The organism is Pseudomonas sp. PICF141 (assembly GCF_002286815.1).
In the GTDB taxonomy this organism is placed as follows: Bacteria; Pseudomonadota; Gammaproteobacteria; order Pseudomonadales; family Pseudomonadaceae; genus Aquipseudomonas.
The window spans coordinates 58,819-79,765 of the sequence record NZ_MUNM01000078.1; the positions used below are offsets into that span (position 1 = coordinate 58,819).

16 protein-coding genes and 1 pseudogene are annotated in these 20,947 nt (G+C 59.8%); 9 read left to right on the top strand and 8 right to left on the bottom strand.

The window, feature by feature from the left end:
* Both BZL43_RS22790 and BZL43_RS22795 read right to left on the bottom strand, forming a co-directional pair.
* A complete protein-coding gene (locus BZL43_RS22790; protein ID WP_095634382.1) occupies positions 1-990 on the bottom strand; it encodes a 2-hydroxyacid dehydrogenase in 990 nt (329 codons plus the stop codon).
* A gap of 200 nt (positions 991-1,190) precedes the next feature.
* A complete protein-coding gene (locus tag BZL43_RS22795) occupies positions 1,191-3,941 on the bottom strand; it encodes a response regulator (RefSeq protein ID WP_095634383.1) in 2,751 nt (916 codons plus the stop codon).
* A gap of 330 nt (positions 3,942-4,271) precedes the next feature.
* Here BZL43_RS22795 and BZL43_RS22800 point away from each other — a divergent pair.
* From BZL43_RS22800 to BZL43_RS22825, 6 genes and pseudogenes are all read left to right on the top strand, one after another.
* Positions 4,272-4,811 (top strand): annotated as a pseudogene (locus BZL43_RS22800) (DUF1016 N-terminal domain-containing protein); the annotation flags it as partial.
* Between the two features lie 179 nt (positions 4,812-4,990).
* Positions 4,991-5,893, top strand: a complete 903-nt coding sequence (gene cysM / locus BZL43_RS22805; RefSeq protein ID WP_007899067.1) for a cysteine synthase CysM — start codon at positions 4,991-4,993, stop codon at positions 5,891-5,893.
* A complete protein-coding gene (gene rlmD, locus BZL43_RS22810; protein ID WP_095634384.1) occupies positions 5,893-7,296 on the top strand; it encodes a 23S rRNA (uracil(1939)-C(5))-methyltransferase RlmD in 1,404 nt (467 codons plus the stop codon). The genes cysM and rlmD overlap by 1 nt, the downstream gene beginning before the upstream one ends.
* Before the next feature lie 76 nt (positions 7,297-7,372).
* Positions 7,373-9,616: a GTP diphosphokinase gene (gene relA, locus BZL43_RS22815; protein WP_095634385.1), complete on the top strand. Its 2,244-nt coding sequence runs from the start codon at positions 7,373-7,375 to the stop codon at positions 9,614-9,616.
* A 127-nt stretch (positions 9,617-9,743) separates the two neighbouring features.
* Positions 9,744-10,577 carry a nucleoside triphosphate pyrophosphohydrolase gene (gene mazG, locus BZL43_RS22820; RefSeq protein ID WP_095634386.1) on the top strand — a complete coding sequence of 278 codons (834 nt, stop codon included), beginning with the start codon at positions 9,744-9,746 and terminating at the stop codon, positions 10,575-10,577.
* 28 nt (positions 10,578-10,605) lie between these two features.
* A complete protein-coding gene (locus BZL43_RS22825; protein WP_095634387.1) occupies positions 10,606-11,148 on the top strand; it encodes a DUF2058 domain-containing protein in 543 nt (180 codons plus the stop codon).
* A 66-nt stretch (positions 11,149-11,214) separates the two neighbouring features.
* Here BZL43_RS22825 and BZL43_RS22830 read toward each other — a convergent pair whose 3' ends face one another.
* The 6 genes from BZL43_RS22830 to BZL43_RS22855 form a co-directional block, all read right to left on the bottom strand.
* On the bottom strand, positions 11,215-11,403 hold the full coding sequence (locus BZL43_RS22830) for a hypothetical protein (protein WP_095634388.1): 189 nt from the start codon (positions 11,401-11,403) through the stop codon (positions 11,215-11,217).
* Between the two features lie 436 nt (positions 11,404-11,839).
* Complete coding sequence (gene fabB, locus BZL43_RS22835) at positions 11,840-13,057, bottom strand: beta-ketoacyl-ACP synthase I (protein WP_095634389.1); 1,218 nt, start codon at positions 13,055-13,057, stop codon at positions 11,840-11,842.
* Positions 13,058-13,068: 11 nt separating this feature from the next.
* Complete coding sequence (gene fabA, locus BZL43_RS22840) at positions 13,069-13,584, bottom strand: 3-hydroxyacyl-[acyl-carrier-protein] dehydratase FabA (protein WP_095634390.1); 516 nt, start codon at positions 13,582-13,584, stop codon at positions 13,069-13,071.
* A 246-nt stretch (positions 13,585-13,830) separates the two neighbouring features.
* Positions 13,831-15,732: an ATP-binding protein gene (locus BZL43_RS22845; RefSeq protein WP_095634391.1), complete on the bottom strand. Its 1,902-nt coding sequence runs from the start codon at positions 15,730-15,732 to the stop codon at positions 13,831-13,833.
* Positions 15,729-16,661: an ABC transporter substrate-binding protein gene (locus BZL43_RS22850; protein ID WP_095634392.1), complete on the bottom strand. Its 933-nt coding sequence runs from the start codon at positions 16,659-16,661 to the stop codon at positions 15,729-15,731. The genes BZL43_RS22845 and BZL43_RS22850 overlap by 4 nt, the downstream gene beginning before the upstream one ends.
* A gap of 1 nt (position 16,662) precedes the next feature.
* Positions 16,663-18,786 (bottom strand): TonB-dependent siderophore receptor, encoded by a 2,124-nt coding sequence (locus BZL43_RS22855; RefSeq protein ID WP_095634393.1) that lies wholly within the window; start codon positions 18,784-18,786, stop codon positions 16,663-16,665.
* A gap of 196 nt (positions 18,787-18,982) precedes the next feature.
* On the opposite strand from BZL43_RS22855, the gene BZL43_RS22860 reads away from it, so the two are divergent.
* From BZL43_RS22860 to sixA, 3 genes are read left to right on the top strand one after another with little or no spacing between them, the layout of a single operon-like run.
* The gene (locus BZL43_RS22860; RefSeq protein WP_095634394.1) at positions 18,983-20,008 is read left to right on the top strand and encodes an NAD(P)H-dependent glycerol-3-phosphate dehydrogenase; all 1,026 of its coding nucleotides are present in this window, start codon (positions 18,983-18,985) and stop codon (positions 20,006-20,008) included.
* A 26-nt stretch (positions 20,009-20,034) separates the two neighbouring features.
* Complete coding sequence (locus BZL43_RS22865) at positions 20,035-20,382, top strand: DUF4389 domain-containing protein (protein WP_095634395.1); 348 nt, start codon at positions 20,035-20,037, stop codon at positions 20,380-20,382.
* Complete coding sequence (gene sixA, locus BZL43_RS22870) at positions 20,379-20,831, top strand: phosphohistidine phosphatase SixA (protein ID WP_095634396.1); 453 nt, start codon at positions 20,379-20,381, stop codon at positions 20,829-20,831. Before BZL43_RS22865 ends, sixA begins: the two co-directional genes overlap by 4 nt.
* Positions 20,832-20,947 lie beyond the last annotated feature (116 nt).

The following is a 20,947-nucleotide window of genomic DNA, read 5'->3' on the forward strand; positions in this document are numbered from 1 at the left end:
TCAGCTCTCGACCTGATTCTGTGGCGAACCGGCCGCCCAGGCCGCAATGTTCTGCAGGGTGGTCGCGGCAATCGCGCCCAGGGCTTCGCGGGTGAGGAAGGCCTGGTGCGCGGTAATGATGACATTCGGAAAGGTCAGCAGGCGCGCCAATACATCGTCCTGCAGCGGCAAGTCGGAGCGATCCTCGAAGAACAGCTGCGCCTCCTCTTCATACACATCCAGCCCCAGATAGCCCAATTGGCCGTCCTTCAACGCATCGATCAGCGCCGGCGTCTCCACCAGACCGCCACGCCCGGTATTGATCAGCATTGAACCGGGCTGCATGTGCCTCAGTGATTCGCTGTTGATCAGGTGTTTGCTTTGTTCGTTGAGCGGGCAATGCAGGCTGATGATCTGCGACTCGGCGAGCAATTGCGGCAAGCTGAGGTAGCGCGCGCCGAGCGCTTCGACTTGTGGGTTCGGGCAAGGATCATAGGCCAGCAACCGGCATCCGAAGCCGTTCATGATTTTCGCGAACGTCGCGCCGATCTGCCCGGTGCCGACCACGCCGACGGTTTTGCCGACGAGGTCGAAACCGGTCAGCCCGTGCAAGCTGAAGTCGCCCTCGCGGGTGCGGTTGTAGGCACGGTGCAGGCGTCGGTTGAGCGCCAGAATCAGCGCCACCGCATGTTCGGCCACTGCGTGGGGCGAGTAGGCCGGAACCCGCACAATCGCCAGCCCCAGGCGCTTGGCCGCCGTCAGGTCAACGTGGTTGTAACCGGCCGAGCGCAGGGCAATCAGGCGTGTGCCACCCGCGGCCAGGCGTTCGAGTACCGGAGCACTGAGGTCATCATTGATAAAGGCGCAGACCACGTCGTGATGTTCCGCCAGCGCCGCCGTGTCCAGGCTCAGTCGCGCTGGCTGAAAATACAGCTCGATGCCGGCGGGCAGTTCTGCATGCAGAAAACTGTCGCGGTCGTAGATCTGGCTGCTGAAAAGAATCGTGCGCATGCTGTCCTCCTGGAAGTTACCTGTAGCAGCTGGCGAAGGCTGCGTTCGGCGGCGAAGCCGTCGTTAAATCAGGCACCGCAATCGTTCAGGTAAACCGCGGATGCAGGTTTTACGACGGCTTCGCCGCCGGACGCAGCCTTCGGCAGCTGCTACACAGATTTGAGCTTAGCCTTCAAGGCGACCGGTGTTATTGCGCTGCATCAGGCATTGATACGCGCATGGGCTGCCAGCCGATTGATGGCCCGTTCGAGTTCTTCCAGCGCGCCGTGGGCTTTGGAGTCCTGTTGCTTGAGCAGGGTTTCGCTGCGCTGGCAGGCAGCGCGCAATTGCGGGACGCCGCAATAACGGGTCGCCCCATGCAGGCGATGGACTCGCTCGATCAGCGCATTCTGGTCATTGGCTTCACGGGCGAGGCGAATGGCTTCGCGGTCGGCCTCCAGGGAAGCCAGCAGCATTGCCAGCATGTCTGCCGCCAGGTCGGCCTTGCCCGCCGCCAAGCGCAGGCCTTCGTCGTGATCAAGTACCTGCAAGTCATTATCGATGCTGCTTTCGCTGGAGCGCTCCGGCCCCAGGTTGCGCAACGCCAGGCCGGTCCATTTCAACACCACCTGCGCCAGTTGCCGTTCGCTGATGGGTTTGGTCAGGTAGTCATCCATGCCGCTTTGCAGCAATGCACGTTTTTCGTTGGCCATCGCGTGAGCGGTAAGGGCGACGATCGGCAGTGGTGTGCAATGCCGTTCGCTTTCCCACTGGCGAATGGCTTCGGTGCTTTGGCGGCCATCCATGCCGGGCATCTGGACGTCCATCAGCACCAGGTCAAAGGTCTCGTTCTGCACGGCCTTGACCGCGGCATATCCGCTTTCCACCGCGAGCACCTTGGCGCCCATGTCTTCGAGCAGGGTTTGCACCAGCAGCAAATTGGCCGGGTTGTCATCGACGCAAAGGACCTTCGGTGCGCGACTCGAAAGCGGCTCGCCGGGGTCGCTGCGCTGCTGACGAGGGTTGACCATGTCGGACAGGGCTCGACGCAGTTTGCGCGTGCAGGCCGGTTTGGACTGCAGCTGGCTGTGGGGGTTGGGTACCGAGAGATGGAACATCGTCAGCTCGGTGGTCGGGCACAGCACCAATACTCTGCAGCCCAGGTGTTCGAGGTCCCAGATATGCTGGTTGAGGCGTTCCGGCGGCATGTCGTTGCTGGTGATGCCGAGCACAGCCAGACCGATGGCCTGATCGGTCTGATGGGCGCCGGTCACGCCATTGGCCAGGCTTTCGAGAGTGTTGAACGGCGTGACGGCCAGGCCGCAGTCTTCCAGTTGATGCTGCAAGGCCTGTCGGGCCAGTTCATGGTTTTCCAGCACCGCCACCCGCTGTCCGAGCAAGGGTGGGCCGGGCAGGTCCTCGGCGTCGTCGCGGGTTTTGGGCAGGCTCAGGCTGATCCAGAATTCCGAGCCTTCGCCCGGTGTGCTGTCGACGCCGATCTCGCCACCCATCTGTTCGATCAGTCGTTTGGAAATCACCAGCCCCAGGCCGGTGCCGCCAGGTTGCCGGGACAGCGAGTTATCGGCCTGGCTGAAGGCCTGGAACAAGGCGCGCACGTCCTGATTTGACAGGCCAATCCCGGTGTCCTGAATGCTGATGCGCAGTTGCACGCTGTCTTCATACTCTTCTTCGAGCATGGCGCGGGCGACGATGGTGCCTTCGCGGGTGAACTTGATCGCGTTGCTCACAAGGTTAGTGAGAATCTGCTTGAGTCGCAGCGGATCGCCCACCAGCGACAGTGGCGTATCGCGATAAACCAGGCTCACCAGCTCAAGCTCTTTGGCATGGGCGGCCGGGGCGAGGATGTTCAAGGTGTCTTGCAGCAGATCGCGCAGGTTGAACGGAATATGGTCGAGCACCAGTTTGCCGGCCTCGATTTTCGAGAAGTCGAGAATCTCGTTGATGATCCCCAACAGGCTGTCCGCGGATTTTTCGATGGTGCCCAGATAGTCGAGCTGACGCGGGGTCAATTCACTTTTTTGCAACAAATGGGTGAAGCCGAGAATGCCGTTGAGCGGCGTGCGGATTTCATGGCTCATGTTGGCCAGGAACTCGGACTTGATCCGGCTCGCCTCCAGGGCTTCCTTGCGTGCAAGGTCTAGCTCGATGTTCTGGATCTCGATGGTTTCCAGGTTCTGACGCACGTCTTCGGTGGCTTGATCGACGCTGTTTTGCAATTCTTCCTGAGCGTTCTGCAAGGTTCCGGCCATTCGGTTGATACCGGACGCCAGTTCATCCAGTTCCTGGCTGCCGAGGGGCGGCAGGCGGGTTTCCAGGTGACCGTCCTTGAGCTGTGCCACGGCTTGTTTGATCTGGCTCAATGGCCGGTTGATGGTCCGGCCCATGCGCAGCGCCAGCAGCGCCGCACCGACCAGGCCACCGCCGATCAGCAGCAGGCTGGCGAACAGACTGCGGTAACCGCGCAGCAACATGCCACTGTGCGACAGTTCGAGTTCGACCCAGCCCAGCAGGCGGTCGGTCTCATCGGGAATCAGGTCGCCCGCCAGGTTGCGGTGCTTGCCGAATACGGGCAGCAGATAGCGCGTGGCGTCATTGCCACTGCGTCGCAGAAGCTGGGAACCGCTGCCCAAAGGCGCCGGATTGAGCATGGTCGGGCCGGCATGGGCCAGTTGAGTGCGATCGGGGGCGAGGAAAGTCACCGCACGCACGTCGGTTTGTTCCAGGAACTGAGTGGCGATGCGTTCCAGCAGGTCGTTGTCTTTGCGACCCATGGCCGGGGCCACCAGCGGTGCCAGCTGTTCGGCAATCATTTCGCCGCGCTGCATGAGTTGGGATTGCAGGTCCGATTGCTGCATCCAGGTGAAATAGCCGCCCAAAACCAGTGCCATCAGGGTGGTCGGTAACAGGGTCAACAACAGCACGCGGCCTTTAATTCCCAGTTTCTTGAGCACGCATTTCTCCCGCATCCAGCTGTTTATTGACCTGCACATGCGTCCGGCATGCACCATCTGCGCAGTGTAGCGATTTGCATGCGGGCAATCTTCGTAAAATTGATCTCGTCATTCGTCGGTAAGTTCAGTGCTTGGGGCTTGGGGCGTAAACATTCGGCAGCTGTGGAAGAGAGCCTGCGCACGATACGGCCCTCTCAGCCGTCACCGCGCTGATTCATGCCGGAGCGTTCGCGTTTATTTGTACGACCTTTCCTAAAGAGCATTGCCGACACCTTATGCCTGACTCGACGGAATAGACTCGGGTTTTTCCTCGTCCTCCAGGAATTCGGCATGAATGCATCCAGCGTCCCCGACAACGCAGCTGACGACCGTTTCAATGAAGTGCTTGCGCTGATTCAAAGTGCCAGACAGCAAGCCATGCAGGCGGTGAATACCCAATTGATCGAGCTGTATTGGCAGGTGGGCGCTTACATCAGTCGCAAGCTGGAACAGGCTGAATGGGGCGATTCTGTGGTCAATCAACTGGCTGAGCATCTGGCTCAGACTCAACCGGGGTTGCGCGGGTTTACGCGCCCCAATCTATTCCGCATGCGTCAGTTTTATGAGACTTACCGGGGCGACGAGAAAGTCTCACCACTGGTGAGACAAATACCCTGGACCCATAACTTGGTCATTTTCAGCCAGGGCAAGCTGCCGGAAGAGCGTGAGTTTTACCTGCGTATGGCTGTTCAAGAAAAATGGTCGAAGCGCGAATTGGAGCGTCAGTTCAAGACCGCACTGTTCGAACGAAGCGTGACCCAACCGGCAAAAGCCTCTGCGGTGCTGAGACAAACTCACCCAGCAGCGCTTGAGATATTCCGCGACGCCTATGAGCGCAAAAACCACGAAAACCCAAATTGCATGAGTTCTATGCATTGGATTTTAAGCAGGAGACAAGCGGATAACCCCTCTTATTCCCATTCGCCATAAGCCTCTTACTTTGCGTGATATGGCCTGCGCACGTTTGCCGGTATGATAGGCGCCCCCGCAGTCTGGATTGCGAATACGCCATGACCTTGCAGTACCCAACCATCGCCGATTGCGTCGGCAACACTCCGCTGGTCCGTTTGCAGCGCCTGCCTGGCGCCACCAGCAATACCCTTTTGCTCAAGCTCGAAGGGAATAACCCGGCGGGTTCGGTCAAGGACCGTCCGGCGCTGTCGATGATCACCCGCGCCGAATTGCGCGGGCAGATCCACGCCGGCGATACGCTGATCGAAGCGACCTCGGGCAACACCGGGATCGCCCTGGCCATGGCTGCGGCGATCAAGGGTTACAAGATGATCCTGATCATGCCGGACAACTCCAGCGCCGAGCGTAAAGCCGCCATGACGGCCTATGGCGCCGAGCTGATTCTGGTCAGCCAGGAAGAAGGCATGGAAGGCGCTCGCGACCTCGCCCAGCGAATGGAGGCCGAAGGCCGCGGCAAGGTGCTGGATCAGTTCGCCAACGGTGACAACCCTGAAGCGCACTACACCACCACCGGTCCGGAAATCTGGCGCCAGACCGAAGGCACCATTACTCATTTCGTCAGCTCGATGGGCACCACCGGCACCATCATGGGCGTTTCGCGCTACCTGAAAGAACAGAACGACAACGTGCAAATCATCGGGCTGCAACCGATGGAAGGTTCGGCGATTCCGGGCATCCGTCGCTGGCCGCAGGAATACCTGCCGAAGATCTACCAGGCCGAGCGCGTGGACCGGATCGTCGACATGGCGCAAAGCGAAGCCGAAGACGTGACCCGTCGCCTGGCGCGTGAAGAGGGCATCTTCTGCGGCGTGTCTTCGGGCGGTGCGGTGGCGGCGATGCTGCGCCTGTCCAAAGAAGTTGAAAACGCGGTGATCGTCGCGATCATCTGCGACCGTGGCGACCGTTACCTGTCGACCGGCATTTTCGACGCGCCCAACTGATGGCCAGGCAAGAGAGAGGCCTGCGCTTCCAGCCCACGGGTGGCAGCAAGGCCCCGCAAGTCCCGACCGGCAAAAAGCAGCGCTTGACCATCGAGCGCCTGGCCAATGATGGTCGCGGCATCGCGTTTTTCGAAGGTCGCACCTGGTTCGTCATCGGCGCATTGGCCGGTGAAGACATCGAGGCGCGGGTCCTGGGGGCTCACGGCAAAGTGGTCGAGGCGCGCACCGAGCGCGTCTTCCAGGCCAGTGAATTGCGGCGCCCGGCACCGTGCGTTCATGCCAGTCGCTGCGGCGGTTGCAGCGTGCAGCATTTGCCCCACAACGAACAGCTCGCCCTGAAACAGCGCATGCTCGCCGAGCAATTGTCGCGGGTTGCCGGTGTCCAACCTGATGAGTGGGCAGCGCCGTTGAGCGGTCCGGAGTTCGGCTACCGTCGTCGCGCCCGAGTGGCGGTGCGTTGGGACATGAAAGCGAAAAAACTCGAAGTCGGTTTCCGCGCTGCCGGCAGTCAGGACATCGTCGCCATCAACGAATGCCCGGTGCTGGTACAGCCCTTGCAACCCATCATGAGCCGCTTGCCGGAGATGCTGCGACGCTTGAGCAAACCCAAGGCGCTGGGGCACGTGGAGTTGTTCAGCGGTTCGTCGTCGGCGGTATTGCTGCGGCATATGGCGCCGTTGTCCGAAGCCGACATGACCATCCTCAAGCAATTCTGCGCGTTCCATGAAGCCCAGCTATGGCTGCAAGGCGATGGCGAGCCGCAACCGGTCGAAGCCGATCAATCGCTGGGCTATCGCCTTGAACAGTGGGATTTGAACCTGGCGTATCGACCGGGAGATTTCATCCAGGTCAACGCCGGGGTCAACGAAGCGATGGTCGCCCAGGCGTTGGCGTGGTTGGCGCCCAAATCGGATGAACGGGTTCTTGACCTGTTTTGTGGGTTGGGCAACTTTGCCTTGCCGCTGGCCAAGACCGTTCGCGAAGTGGTGGCGGTGGAGGGCGTGCAAGCGATGGTCGAGCGGGCTGCCGCGAATGCCGCTGACAACAATTTGCATAATGCGACGTTTTTTCAGGCCGATTTATCCCAGCCTTTGACGAATGCCGAATGGGCCGACGAAGGCTTTTGTGCGGTACTCTTGGACCCACCTCGCGACGGTGCTTTCGAGGTGGTGCGCAAGTTGGCATCCCTGGGCGCCAAACGATTGGTGTATGTGTCGTGCAATCCTGCATCGCTGGCGCGCGACACCGTCGAATTGATCAAGCAGGGCTACCGGTTAAAACGTGCCGGGATTCTCGATATGTTTCCTCAGACGGCGCATGTCGAAGCCATGGCGTTATTTGAAGCGAGCCAGGACGGCTCGTCTGGTCCGACTGACCCGCTCGTGCAAACGCATTCGTCTTAGCCCCGCGAATGCACACGGGCAGCGACGGTCAGCGATTTGACGCATTGAATCTGCGTCGTAGGGAAGGTAAAGCAAGATGGTACAGGTGAGAGCACACCAGCCGATCAATACCGACGGCAGTATCAACCTCGAGGCTTGGCTCGATCATGCGGTCAGTGTCGATGCGGCACTGGATCGCGAAGCCTTGAAGGAAGCCTGCGAATTCGCTCGCGAGGCCGAACAACAAGCCAATGCGGCGAAGAATCTATGGTCCGAAGGGACCTCGAGTTTCCGCACGGGCCTTGAGATCGCCGAGATTCTCGCCGACCTTAAACTCGATCAGGATTCGTTAGTCGCGGCAGTCTTGTACCGCGGCGTGCGCGAAGGCCAGATCCCGTTGCCGGCGGTCAGCCAGCGCTTTGGTCCGGTAGTCGCCAAACTCATCGATGGCGTGTTGCGCATGGCAGCGATCAGCGCCAGCCTGAGCCCCCGTCAATCCATGGTGCTGGGCACTCAAGGCCAGGTCGAAAACCTGCGCAAAATGCTCGTGGCCATGGTCGACGATGTGCGTGTCGCGCTGATCAAACTGGCCGAGCGCACCTGTGCGATCCGCGCGGTGAAAACCGCTGACGACGAGAAGCGCCACCGCGTAGCCCGTGAAGTGTTCGACATTTACGCGCCGCTGGCCCACCGCCTCGGTATCGGTCATATCAAATGGGAGCTGGAGGATTTGTCCTTCCGCTATCTTGAGCCTGACCAGTACAAGCAGATCGCCAAGTTGCTCCACGAGCGACGGCTGGATCGTGAGCGTTTTATCGCTGACGTGATGACCCAACTCAAAAACGAGCTGCAGGCTACCGGCGTCGATGCAGACATCAGCGGTCGGGCCAAACACATCTATTCGATCTGGCGCAAAATGCAGCGCAAGGGTCTGGAGTTCAGCCAGATCTACGATGTGCGCGCGGTTCGTGTGCTGGTGCCGGAAATGCGCGACTGCTACACCGCGCTCGGCATCGTCCATACCCTGTGGCGGCACATCCCGAAAGAGTTCGACGATTACATCGCCAACCCGAAAGAGAACGGCTACCGCTCGCTGCATACTGCGGTGATCGGCCCTGAAGGCAAAGTGCTGGAAGTGCAGATCCGCACCTATGCCATGCACGAAGAAGCCGAACTGGGCGTGTGCGCGCACTGGAAGTACAAGGGCACCGACGTCAAGTCCGGTTCGAACCACTACGAAGAGAAAATCTCCTGGCTGCGTCAGGTGCTCGAGTGGCACGAAGAGCTGGGCGATATTGGCGGCCTTGCCGAACAACTGCGGGTCGATATCGAGCCGGACCGGGTCTACATCTTTACTCCGGACGGTCACGCCATCGATTTGCCAAAGGGCGCGACACCGCTGGACTTCGCCTACCGCGTGCACACCGAAATCGGCCACAACTGCCGCGGCGCCAAGATCAACGGGCGGATCGTACCGCTCAACTACAGCCTGCAAACCGGTGAACAGGTCGAGATCATCACCAGCAAGCACGGCACGCCGAGTCGCGACTGGCTGAACCCGAACCTGGGTTACATCACCACCTCGCGGGCGCGGGCGAAGATCGTTCACTGGTTCAAATTGCAGGCCCGGGATCAGAACGTCGCGGCCGGTAAAACCTTGCTCGAGCGCGAACTCAATCGCCTCGGCCTGCCGCAGGTGGACTTCGACAAGCTGGCCGAGAAGGCCAACATGAAGACCGCCGAGGACATGTTCGCTGCATTGGGCGCCGGCGATTTGCGCCTGGCGCAATTGGTGAATCTGGCGCAGCAACTGGTCGAGCCGGAACGCGGCAACGAACAGCTGGAGCTGATCCCGCGCAAAGCCACCGGCTACAAACCAGGCAAGCGCGGCGACATTCAGATCCAGGGCGTCGGCAACCTGATGACCCAGATGGCCGGCTGCTGCCAGCCGCTGCCGGGGGATGCGATCGTCGGTTACATCACCCAGGGCCGTGGCGTGAGCATTCACCGTCAGGACTGCGCCTCGGTACTGCAACTGGCCGGGCGCGAGCCGGAGCGGATCATCCAGGTCAGCTGGGGGCCGGTGCCGGTGCTCACCTATCCGGTGGACATCATCATCCGCGCCTACGACCGTTCCGGTTTGCTGCGTGACGTGTCGCAGGTGCTGCTCAACGAGCGGATCAATGTGCTGGCGGTCAACACTCGCTCGAACAAAGAGGACAATACGGCGTTGATGTCCCTGACCATCGAGATTCCGGGGCTGGATGCACTGGGGCGGTTGCTGGGGCGGATTTCCCAGTTGCCGAACATCATCGAAACCCGTCGTAACCGCACGCCGTGAGAGATCTGCACGGAAATTGATGGTGACACCTGTAGGAGCGAGGCTTGCCCGCGAAGGCGGTGTGTCAGGTATGCCGCCTTCGCGGGCAAGCCTCGCTCCTACAGGTGAAGTGTGTAGAGATTAGAAGATGTATTCACTTGAAGATTTGCTGCACCTGATGAACCGTCTGCGCGACCCGCAATACGGCTGCCCGTGGGACATCAAGCAAACCTACGCGACCATCGTTCCGCATACTCTGGAAGAAGCCTACGAAGTCGCCGATGCGATCGAGCGCGGGGACTTCGATCATCTGCAGGGTGAGTTGGGCGACTTGTTGTTCCAGGTGGTTTATTACAGCCAACTGGCCCGGGAAGAAGGGCGTTTCGAGTTCGATGGTGTGGTCGATAGCATCACGCGCAAGCTGATCCGCCGTCATCCTCACGTGTTCCCCACCGGTGATCTGTATGCGCCGCTGGACATCCCGCGTCTGAATGAAGAACAGGTCAAGCAACGCTGGGAAGAGATCAAGGCTGAAGAACGTGCCGAGAAGTCTTCGGCACCGCAGCAGTTGTCCTTGCTCGACGACGTGCCTGCCGCCTTACCGGCGCTGTCCCGTTCGGCAAAACTGCAGAAGCGCGCAGGGCAGGTCGGTTTTGACTGGCCGGACGCCTTGCCGGTGCTCGACAAGGTGCGCGAAGAGCTTGATGAAGTGCTCGAAGCCATGGCCGATAATGACTCGGCGGCGATTGCCGATGAAATCGGCGACTTGCTGTTTTCCGTGGTCAATCTGGCGCGACACCTCAAGGTCGATCCGGAAACCGCACTGCGCGGCGCGAACTCAAAGTTTGAAAGACGCTTCCGATTTATCGAACAGGCATTGCGCGACACCCACCGTCCCATAGAAGATTGCACCCTCGAAGAGTTGGACGCCTTGTGGGGCGAAGCCAAACGTCAGGAAAAGAATTTGCCCAGCTGCGGTTGAGCAGTTGCCTAAGTGAGAAATAAGCACCATGAGCCTTTCCCTTCGCGACCAGTTGCTCAAAGCAGGGCTGGTCAATCAAAAGCAGGCCAAACAGGTCGGCAAAGAAAAGCAGAAGCAGCAACGCCTGGCCCACAAAGGCCAGATCGAACTCGATGATTCCCAGCAGCGTGCGGCTCAGGAAGCCATGGCCGAGAAGGTCAAGCGCGACCAGGAGCTGAACCGCCAGCAGCAGGAGAAAGCAGAGGCGAAGGCCCGCGCCGCCCAGGTCAAGCAATTGATCGAAGTCTCGCGCCTGCCCAAGCTGACCACCGAGGATTACTACAACTTCGTCGACGACAAGAAGGTCAAGCGCATCTCGGTCAATACGCTGATGCGCAACAAACTCAGCAGCGGTTCGCTGGCGATCGTGCATCATGCCGGTGGTTACGAAATAATCCCTCGTGAAGCGGCCCTGAAGATTCAGGAGCGCGATCCACAGCGCATCGTGCAGCTGAATGTGAAGACAGAAGAAGTCAGCGTCGAAGACGATCCGTACGCGGCTTATCAGATTCCTGATGATCTGATGTGGTAAGCCGTTAGGGAGTGCAACAACGACAAACCCCGCTCATGGCGGGGTTTGTCGTTTTCAATGGGGTCGTTATGCAGAGCGTGCTTCGCGCTGCTGCTCCAGTGTTTCCAGTTCAGCTCTGTATTGATGGGCTGCGGTCTCGGAGTGGAACATCCCGACCAGCAGGCCTTGTTGATGTACATCCCAGATGCGGATACCGGCGGCGATGCCTTCATGGGACATATGTGAATCGTCGCGTTCAGTTACTTTTACAGTCATCTGCTAGCTCCAATCTCTGTTATCTGCAGCAAGGCGTGTGCAGGCCTTTGTTATATGTTTTGTTAGCTGGCTAAGTAAACGACAGAGTTCGGCAACCCATTCTTGCAGAATCGGCAAAAGTCCTGCAGCCCGCGAAATACGCGACATTCAGCCGCAGGCCATTGAGTTTCATGACAAATGTTTCATGTTTGCGAGACAGAAAACGCGGCTTGCACCTGTAGGAGCCAGGCTTGCCGGCGAAGGCGTATTCAAGGACGCTTTCGCCGGCAAGCCTGGCTCCTACAAGAGCAATCCACGCATCATGAACATTATTTACAGGCACAAAAAAACGCCCCGAACCAGTCGGGGCGTTTTTGTGTGAGGCTGGCCAAGCCTGCGATCTTTTCAGCGTCTTAACGGGCGCTAAAGATCAAAAGATCGCAGCCTGCGGCAGCTCCTACGCCTGCCAGCGCTTCAGTACCAGCGTGGCATTGGTGCCACCAAAGCCGAAGCTGTTGCTCATCACGGTGTTGATGGTGGCGTCTTCGCGAGTCTTGGTCAGGATTGGCATGTCTGCCACTTCCGGGTCCAGTTCGCCGATGTTGGCGGAACCCGCCATGAAGTTGCCTTCCATCATCAGCAAGCAGTAGATCGCTTCGTGAACGCCAGCGGCGCCCAGGGAGTGACCCGACAGGCTCTTGGTGGAGCTGATGGCTGGAGCCTTGTCGCCGAACACTTCACGCACACCTTTCATTTCCATGACGTCGCCGACCGGAGTCGAGGTGCCATGGGTGTTCAGGTAGTCGATCGGAGTATCGACGGTGGCCATGGCCATCTGCATGCAGCGGATGGCGCCTTCGCCGCTTGGGGCGACCATGTCGTAGCCGTCAGAGGTCGCGCCGTAGCCAACGATTTCCGCATAGATCTTCGCGCCGCGAGCCAGAGCATGTTCCAGCTCTTCGACCACGACCATGCCGCCACCGCCGGCGATGACGAAACCATCGCGGTCCTTGTCATAGGCGCGCGAGGCTTTTTCCGGGGTCTCGTTGTACTGGCTGGACAGTGCGCCCATGGCGTCGAACAGGAACGATTGGCTCCAGTGTTCTTCTTCACCGCCGCCGGCGAACACGATGTCCTGCTTGCCCAACTGGATCTGCTCCACAGCGTTACCGATGCAGTGAGCACTGGTGGCGCACGCGGAAGAGATCGAGTAATTCACACCCTTGATCTTGAATGGCGTCGCCAGGCAAGCCGAAACGGTGCTGCCCATGGTCCGCGTGACGCGGTACGGGCCTACGCGTTTGACGCCTTTCTCGCGCAGGATGTCCAGCGCTTCCATCTGGTTCAAGGTCGACGCGCCACCGGAGCCGGCGATCAGGCCGGTACGCACGTTGGAAACCTGCTCTTCGGTCAGACCGGAATCTGCGATGGCATCTTTCATGGCCAGGTAGGCGTAAGCCGCCGCGTGGCCGACGAAGCGATAGATCTTGCGATCGATCAGCTCTTCGAGGGGAAGGTCAATGGAGCCGGAAACCTGGCTACGCAGACCCATTTCAGCATATTCCGGGTTGAACCGGATGCCAGGGCGGCTTGCACGCAGGTTAGCGGAGACGGTCTCTTTGTCATTGCCCAGGCACGAAACGATGCCCAGACCAGTGATAACGACGCGGCGCATGCGAATAACCCTTAGAAGTTGTCAGTGGAGGTGAAAACGCCGACCCGAAGGCCTTCGGCGGTATAGATTTCGCGGCCGTCAACGGTCACCGAACCATCGGCAATAGCCATGTTCAGCTTGCCCTTCAGGATGCGTTTGATATGGATGTTATAGGTGACTTTCTTGGCAGTCGGCAGTACCTGGCCAAAGAATTTCACTTCGCCAGAACCCAGGGCGCGACCGCGGCCCGGCAGACCTTGCCAGCCGAGGAAGAAGCCGACCAGTTGCCACATGGCGTCGAGGCCCAGGCAGCCCGGCATCACCGGATCACCTTCGAAGTGGCAGGCGAAAAACCACAGGTCCGGAGTGATATCCAGCTCGGCGACCAATTCACCTTTGCCGTACTTGCCACCCTCTTCGCTGATATGGGTGATGCGATCGACCATCAGCATGTTCGGGGCGGGCAGTTGCGCGTTACCTGGGCCGAACAGCTCACCACGACTGCAGCGCAGCAGGTCTTCCCGAGTAAAGGCGTTTTGTTTGGTCATGCGAGCTCCTCAATAGTCCATGCGGCAGGGTGGGGCGAATCTCCCGGCCGATCGAAGCGTTCATGCCTCGAGTCAGCAGCCTACTCATAGACTATTGCGTTGTAGTGAAAGTCACAGCACCAAGGACATGAATGTACACTTGTGCACTGAAATTATTATTCAAGCCCCTTTTCGGGCTCGTTCGGGTGCCTAAGACTGCCGCACTTTCGTCGTTCACGCCAGTCGCAGATAGCCGAATGGCCTGTTCTACTGCACCCATCGCTGCAGAACTTGCTGCAGATCAGCGCGTTTGAAGGGCTTGGCCAGGTAATCGTTCATTCCCGCCGATAAACAGGCTTCGCGATCGCCCTGCAACGCATTGGCCGTCAGAGCGATGATCGGCACATCAGCGCAGCCGGGCAATCGACGAATCTGTCGGGTGGCCTCGTAGCCGTCGATGACCGGCAATCGGCAGTCCATCAGAATCGCTTCGAAAGTCAGATTCTCGGCACTGCGCACTGCTTGTGCACCGTCGGTGACGACGCTGACAGTAAAGCCCAGACTGCGCAACATTGCTTCGACAACCGTGCGGTTGACCGGGTTGTCCTCCACCAGCAGCACGTTGCGACCTTCGCCGTGGTCATCGCCGGTATGGCCTCGCGGGGTCAGTACCGGCAGTGGCTGCTTATACAGCGCCAAAGGGATTTCCAGGGTGAATGACGAACCAACGCCTTCTTCGCTCTGGGCGCGCAAGGTGCCACCCATCCGCTCAGCCAGGGTGCGGGCAATCGGCAACCCCAGCCCGGTTCCGCCGTAACGTCTTGAAATAGAACTGTCGGCCTGCTGAAACGCGTTGAACATCAACTCCAGGCTTGCGGCCGGAATGCCGATTCCGCTGTCGCGTACGGTGCAGGTAAACCACAGCAGTTCATGATCCAGGGACTGCCACTGGGGTTCGATCGTGATGCGGCCCCGTTCGGTAAATTTCAGCGCGTTGCCCACCAGATTGACCAATATCTGCCGGATTCGCGTTGGATCGCCCTGAACCTGAAGGGTGCGCATGTCTTCGGGGATGCGCAGTTGCAGGTCTAGCCCGCGTTGCACCGCGCTGTGCTGGAACGACTGGGCGCAGCTGCTGATCAGGTCTGCGAGGTTGAACGGAATATGTTCCAGCTCCAGCTCAGAGCGCTCGATGCGCGAGAAATCGAGAATGTCATTGATCACTTTGAGCAGGTGTTCGGTGGATTCCGAGGCCAGCGCCGCGTATTCGATCTGCTCCTCGGTCATCTCAGTGGTTTCCAGCAGTTGCAGCATGCCCAGTACACCATTCATGGGTGTGCGCAGTTCGTGACTCATCATCGCCAGGAAATCGGATTTGGCGTTGTTGGCCTTTTCCGCTTCTTCACGGGTCTGGATCAATTGCGCCATGGCCTGATGCTGTTCGCGACTGGCTTGCTCAAGGCCCTGGGCAAGGTTGTTGATGTGTTGCGACAGGGCGCCCAGTTCGGTGTCGTCGACAATCGGCAGGGGCGTTTTGTAGTCGCCTTCCTGGATCGCCTTGACCGCATTGCCGATGTCGTGGATCGGTTGCGACAGACTGCTGGCCAGGCGCCGGGCCAGCAGAAACGTAAACAGCAGCGCGAACAAGGCGAGGATCCCGGCCTTGAAGAGGATTTCCTGCTGGCGCTGATTGAATGCGTCATTGGACAAGCCGACGATCACCCGGCCCAGATAATCCTCGCCCGGTGCACTGGCAACGGTACGACTGTTCTGGAAAAAGTCATTGTTGAGCGCGATGCGTTGCAGGCGCACCGGCGCCTGGAACACTTCGACTTGATGCGAGCGGTTGTGCGCTTCCGAGGGTTGCTCGACATACACCAGAATCCGGTTGGCGCTGTCCTGTACTTCCAGAAAGCGCACGTTGGGCGTGGCCAGGGTGGCCTTGAGCAAACTTTCGAGCACCTCGTTGTTGCCTGAAATCACCCCGTATTCGGTGGCGGGCGCCAGTTGATTGGCGATCAGCTGACCGGTGTGATTGAGTTCCTGGCGCAGGTCCTGGATTCGCACGAAGGTGAAAAAACTGATCAGCAGCAAGGTCAGCAACAGGGCCGGGCCGAGGCTGATGATCTGGGTGCGGGTATTGATGTCCCAACCGCGACGGAAGGTCATGGGCGGCGTTCTCCTTCGGCCAGCTGTGTTGCGACAGAGGCTTCATTCATCGGTTCAATACTCAGTGAACGAGCCACTTGCGGGTTGCTCAAGACCTTGAAGTGTTGCGGGTAAAGTGCGCGTGGCCAGGTGCTCGAGGGCCGGTCGAGCAGTTCGTCGAGAATCTTCAGCCAATCGTTCTGGTCGCTGTAAGTACTGGCCAGGCTACCGGCCCTGACAAAGGCTGCGTTGGGGCCGATCAATGCCAGTTGCCGCGCATAGCTGCTGAGCAGCAGGTTTTTCACGGTTTTCGGGTTGTACAGATCAGGGTCGTCCAGGCCCAACAGCACATCACTGTTTTTCAGCAGGGCCTGCAAAGGGCGGCTGTCATGGGTGTTATCCCAACGCTCGGTGACCACTTCCAGGCCAAGGGGCAGGGCGGCCTGACGCAGTTCTTTCAAAAGGAATTCGCTGTGGCTGTCGAAAAGCACACCGACCCGGCGGGCCTCGGGGAGGACCAATCGGGTCAGGCGCAACTGGCGGTGCAGCGGCGGATCGCTCCAGAGCAGGCTCAGGTGCGGCGGCAGGTCATTGCCCAAGCGTTGGCGGGCTTGCAAACGACTGATGCGTAACACCAGCGTTGCGGGGCCTTGGGCGTCTTGCAGGCGCCAGTCGAGGCTGGGCAAGTCGAGCAGCACCAGGCGGGTGTCGAGGGGCAGTTGGCCTGGCGCCGGCAGGCTGGCGACAGGCTGGAAGCGCACATTGTCGGTGGGGCGCAATTCGCTGAGGGCCTGAACGAAAGACTGCACGCCGGGATTGTCCTCGGCGCCAGTCAACAGAATGTCGGCGGCCCGCGCCGGCAAATGGCACAGCAGCCCGATAAACACCAGGCACAACCCCGCCAGCAGGCGGCCAAGGGTTGGCGTCTTCGGTGGCGGGCGATATGGCATCTTAGAACTCCAGCTCCGCGCTGAAGTAGAGCACCCGGCGATCGTCGTAGTTGTTGTCGACGAAGGTGGTGGGCTGATTGTCGAGGCGTTGCTGGAGGACCCCGGCCAGCTCCAGACTGGTCTTGCCCATACCGATGCGTTTGGCGATGCGGGTGTCGACCCGTTCGAAGCGATAACCGTTGAGGGCGTCGGCACCATAGTAGAAGAGCGCGCTGTTCCAGCCCTGGCCCCAGTGGCGAAGCCAACCGGCGGAGCCGCTGTTGCGCGCGGTCTGTTGGGCATCCAGCGGGTTGCTGGCTTGGGCATCGACATAGGCATAGGTCAGGCGCAAACGATCGGCGCTGCTGACGCGCCAATCCAGTTGGGTTTCAGTCCCGGTGAAGCGCGAGTTGTTCGAGTTGCTGGCGATGTACTGGTTGTTGCGTAGCGGTTCACTGATCATGCCGGTGATTTCGTCATAGAACAGCTTCACATCGACCGCCAGCCCCCACTCTGCGAAGTAGCCGTTGTAGCCCAGTTCCCGGGAGCGCATGCGTTCTTGTTCGAGGTCGCCCGGGCCACGGGTCTTGACGAAATAACGGGCGCTGGACTGGCCGTAGGCACGGGGGTTGAGGTTGGTGACCTGATAGCTCCAGTTGACGTTGTTCTCGAACATGTCCGGTGAACGGATGGCTTCTGAATACACCGCGCGCAAGCCGTGGCGCGGGTTGATCAGGTAATTGACCGCCACCCGCGGGGTCAGCGAGTTGCCGGTCAATTGCGTGTCTTCGTACATCGCCCCGCCCTGCAACAACCAGTGCTCGGTGGCGCGCCATTCGAGTTGGCCGAACGCCCGCCAGGTGGTGTCATCGAGCGTGCCATTGAAGTAGGTCTCGGAATTGGCACGATCGTAGCGATAGTTTATCCCGCTGACCAGCCGCAGACTGTCGGACAGGCTGAGCGTGTCTTGCAGCTCGAGGTCGTAGCGCGATTCCCTGGCGCTCTGGTCAATGTCGCCGCAGAGGGTTTGCCGGGCGCCGTTTTGCCATTGTCTGAGCACCTGATTGGCCAGCGCACGTTCAGCCGCTGTCCCGGCCGGTGCGCCGGAACCGGTGTAGCGCTCCATATTGCGCGCCAGACGTTCGGCGTAGTTGGGATTGAGTTGCCAGAGCTCGGTCAGTTCCGGGCTGAACGAGACCTCGGCGTCACAGGCACGCCACGTCTGCTGGCGATCCCAGTGTTGTGCGGAGCCTTGAATATAAAGGCTGTGATCGGAATTGATGTCCAGGTTCCAGCGCAGCGAGCCGGCATAATCCTTGGCGATGACGTCGGAATTGTTCCCCGCGGCGGTAATGCCTGAGAACACCGGACGGTAGGTATAAGGCCGCTGGTTGGTCCCGTCCTTGGCATTCAGTTGCCAGTCGATGCTCTGGTTGTCATTGAGTGTCTGGCTGACAGCGAGGCTGAAGCGGTTCAAGCGACGGCTGTCGCGGTAATTGGCGCCGGTGCGATCCGAGTCGAAGCCGTCATCTTCTTGGCCGGACAACGACAGACGCAAGTCGCCGTTGTCCCAGCCCATGCCCTGGCTGGCGTAGAAATCATTGATACCGCGCTGGCCACGGGTGACTTTCAGCCGCGTGCCGTGGCTGTCGGCCGGTTTGCGGGTGATGATATTGACGACCGCCATCAGCGCGTTGGCGCCATAGCTGACGGTGTTCGGGCCACGGAAAACCTCGATGCGCTCGATGTCTTCCATGGCCACCGGAATATCACTCCAGTCCACCGTGGCCAGGCCGGCGCGGTACACCGAACGGCCGTCGATCAACACCTGCATGCGCCGCGCTTCGCTGGCATTGGTGCCGTGGTAGTTCACCGCCGCCTGATTGCCGTTGATATTGCCGACCATCATTCCCGGCACCAGCCGCAGCAGCTCGCTGATATCCCGCGCGCCGCTGGCATTGATCAGTTCATTGTCGATCACCGTCATGCTTCCCGGCACCGCCGCAGGCGATTGCTTCAGGCGCGTCGCGGTCAGCACTTGCGGCAGCGGAGCGTTATCAAGGAACAGATCGTCGGCCAGCAATGGCGAGCTGAAGATCAGCGTCAATACCAGCGGCGAGCGAGCACGGGGAAAGCCAAAAGACACGGCACGGCCTTGATAGCGATTAGTTGGCGCGCATGTTAACCGAGCGCAAAGACTTTTCCAGTCACGTTATGGGCATTTTCCTCGGTTTTCTTGGTCTTCTTCCTACAAGTGTCGGTAATTGATGCTGGGGCTGGCCGCGACCGGGCCGCTCCGTATAATGCCGGCATCGCCATTGGTATGGATTAACGGATTGCATATGACTGAACAGCGCCCAATAGCGGTCCTGGGAGGCGGAAGTTTTGGTACCGCCGTGGCTAATCTGTTGGCCGAGAATGGGCATCAGGTCCGGCTGTGGATGCGCGACCCGGAACAGGCCGAGGCCATTCGGGTCAATCGTGAGAACCCGCGTTACCTCAAGGGCATCAAGATTCTTCCGGCAGTGGAAGCGGTCACAGACCTGCAAGCCACCCTGGAGGCCTGCGACCTGTGCTTCGTCGCGCTGCCATCCAGCGCGTTGCGCTCGGTGCTGGTTCCTCACGCCGAACGTTTACGCGGCAAACTGCTGGTGAGCCTGACCAAAGGCATCGAAGCCCATACGTTCAAGCTGATGAGCGAGATCCTTGAAGAGATCGCCCCGCAAGCGCGCATCGGCGTGCTGTCAGGCCCGAACCTGGCGCGTGAAATCGCCGAACACGCGCTGACCGCCACGGTGGTCGCCAGTGAAGACGAAGAACTCTGCCAACGGGTCCAGGAAGCGCTGCACGGCAAGACCTTTCGTGTGTACGCCAGCGCCGACCGCTATGGCGTGGAGTTGGGCGGGGCGTTGAAAAACGTGTACGCGATCATCGCCGGCATGGCGGTGGCGTTGGGCATGGGTGAAAACACCAAGAGCATGCTGATCACCCGGGCATTGGCGGAAATGACCCGCTTTGCGGTGAATCAGGGCGCCAACCCGATGACGTTCCTTGGGTTGGCGGGCGTGGGCGACTTGATCGTGACGTGTTCGTCGCCCAAAAGCCGCAATTATCAGGTCGGGTTTGCCCTCGGCCAGGGTTTGAGCCTTGAGGATGCGGTGACGCGGCTTGGCGAAGTCGCCGAAGGCGTGAACACCCTCAAAGTGCTCAAGGCCAAGGCGCAGGAAGCGGGCGTGTATATGCCGCTGGTCGCCGGATTGCATGCCATCCTCTTCGAAGGGCGCACGCTGGAGCAGGTCATCGGTCTACTGATGCGTGCCGAGCCTAAAACCGACGTCGACTTTATCTCCACCAGCGGTTTCAACTAAACACCCATCAGGGCAGGGAGCGAAACATGAACGATCCGAAAGTAGAAGCCAAGTACGAATCCATCCTGCTGCGGGTGCTGTGGATGATTGTTTATCTGCTGGTCTGGCAAGTGGCGCAATTGATCCTCGGTGCAGTGGTGCTGGTGCAGCTGATCTATCGTTTGATTTATGGCGCCCCGAGCGCCAGCCTGATGAACTTCGGCGACAGCCTGAGCCAGTTCCTGGCGCAGATCGGTCGTTTCGGCAGCTTCCACAGCGATCAGAAGCCCTGGCCGTTCGCCGATTGGCCGACGCCGCGTACTCCGGAAGGTGAAGCCCCGCATGTTGTGGCGCCGGCACCGCATCCGGTCCGAGATGAGGAGCCAAAACTATGAAACTCTGGGTACTGCGTCATGGTGAAGCCGAGCCTCACGGCACTCGCCCGGACTCCGAGCGGACATTAACCATCAAGGGACGTGAAGAGGTGTTGCGCGCTGCCGCCTATTTGATGGGCAAGCCACTCACCGCCATTTATGCCAGCCCTTATCAGCGAGCGCAGGAGACGGCAGAAATTGTGCGTGCGGCGCTCAATTTCGCGCCGGAGATTCGCACCGTCGACTGGCTGACCCCGGATACCGATCCGGACAAGGTGGCGGAACAGCTTGTATCGGTGAGTGATGTGCTGCTGGTCAGTCACAATCCGCTGGTGGGCAACCTGCTGAGCTATTTGCAGCACGGTGCCGGCCATCCACCGGAAAAAGTCAGCACCGCCGGCCTGGCCGAGCTGGAGAACAATGAACTGCTGATCGGGTCGATGAAGCTCAACAGCATCAAGCACCCGTAATCTGCTTCTGTTCTAGCTGTGGCCCTTGCTTCTGCTTTTGTAGGAGCGAGGCTTGCCCGCGAAGCTTTTAGCGTTTTCGAAGCCCCTTCGCGGGCAAGCCTCGCTCCTACAGGGGC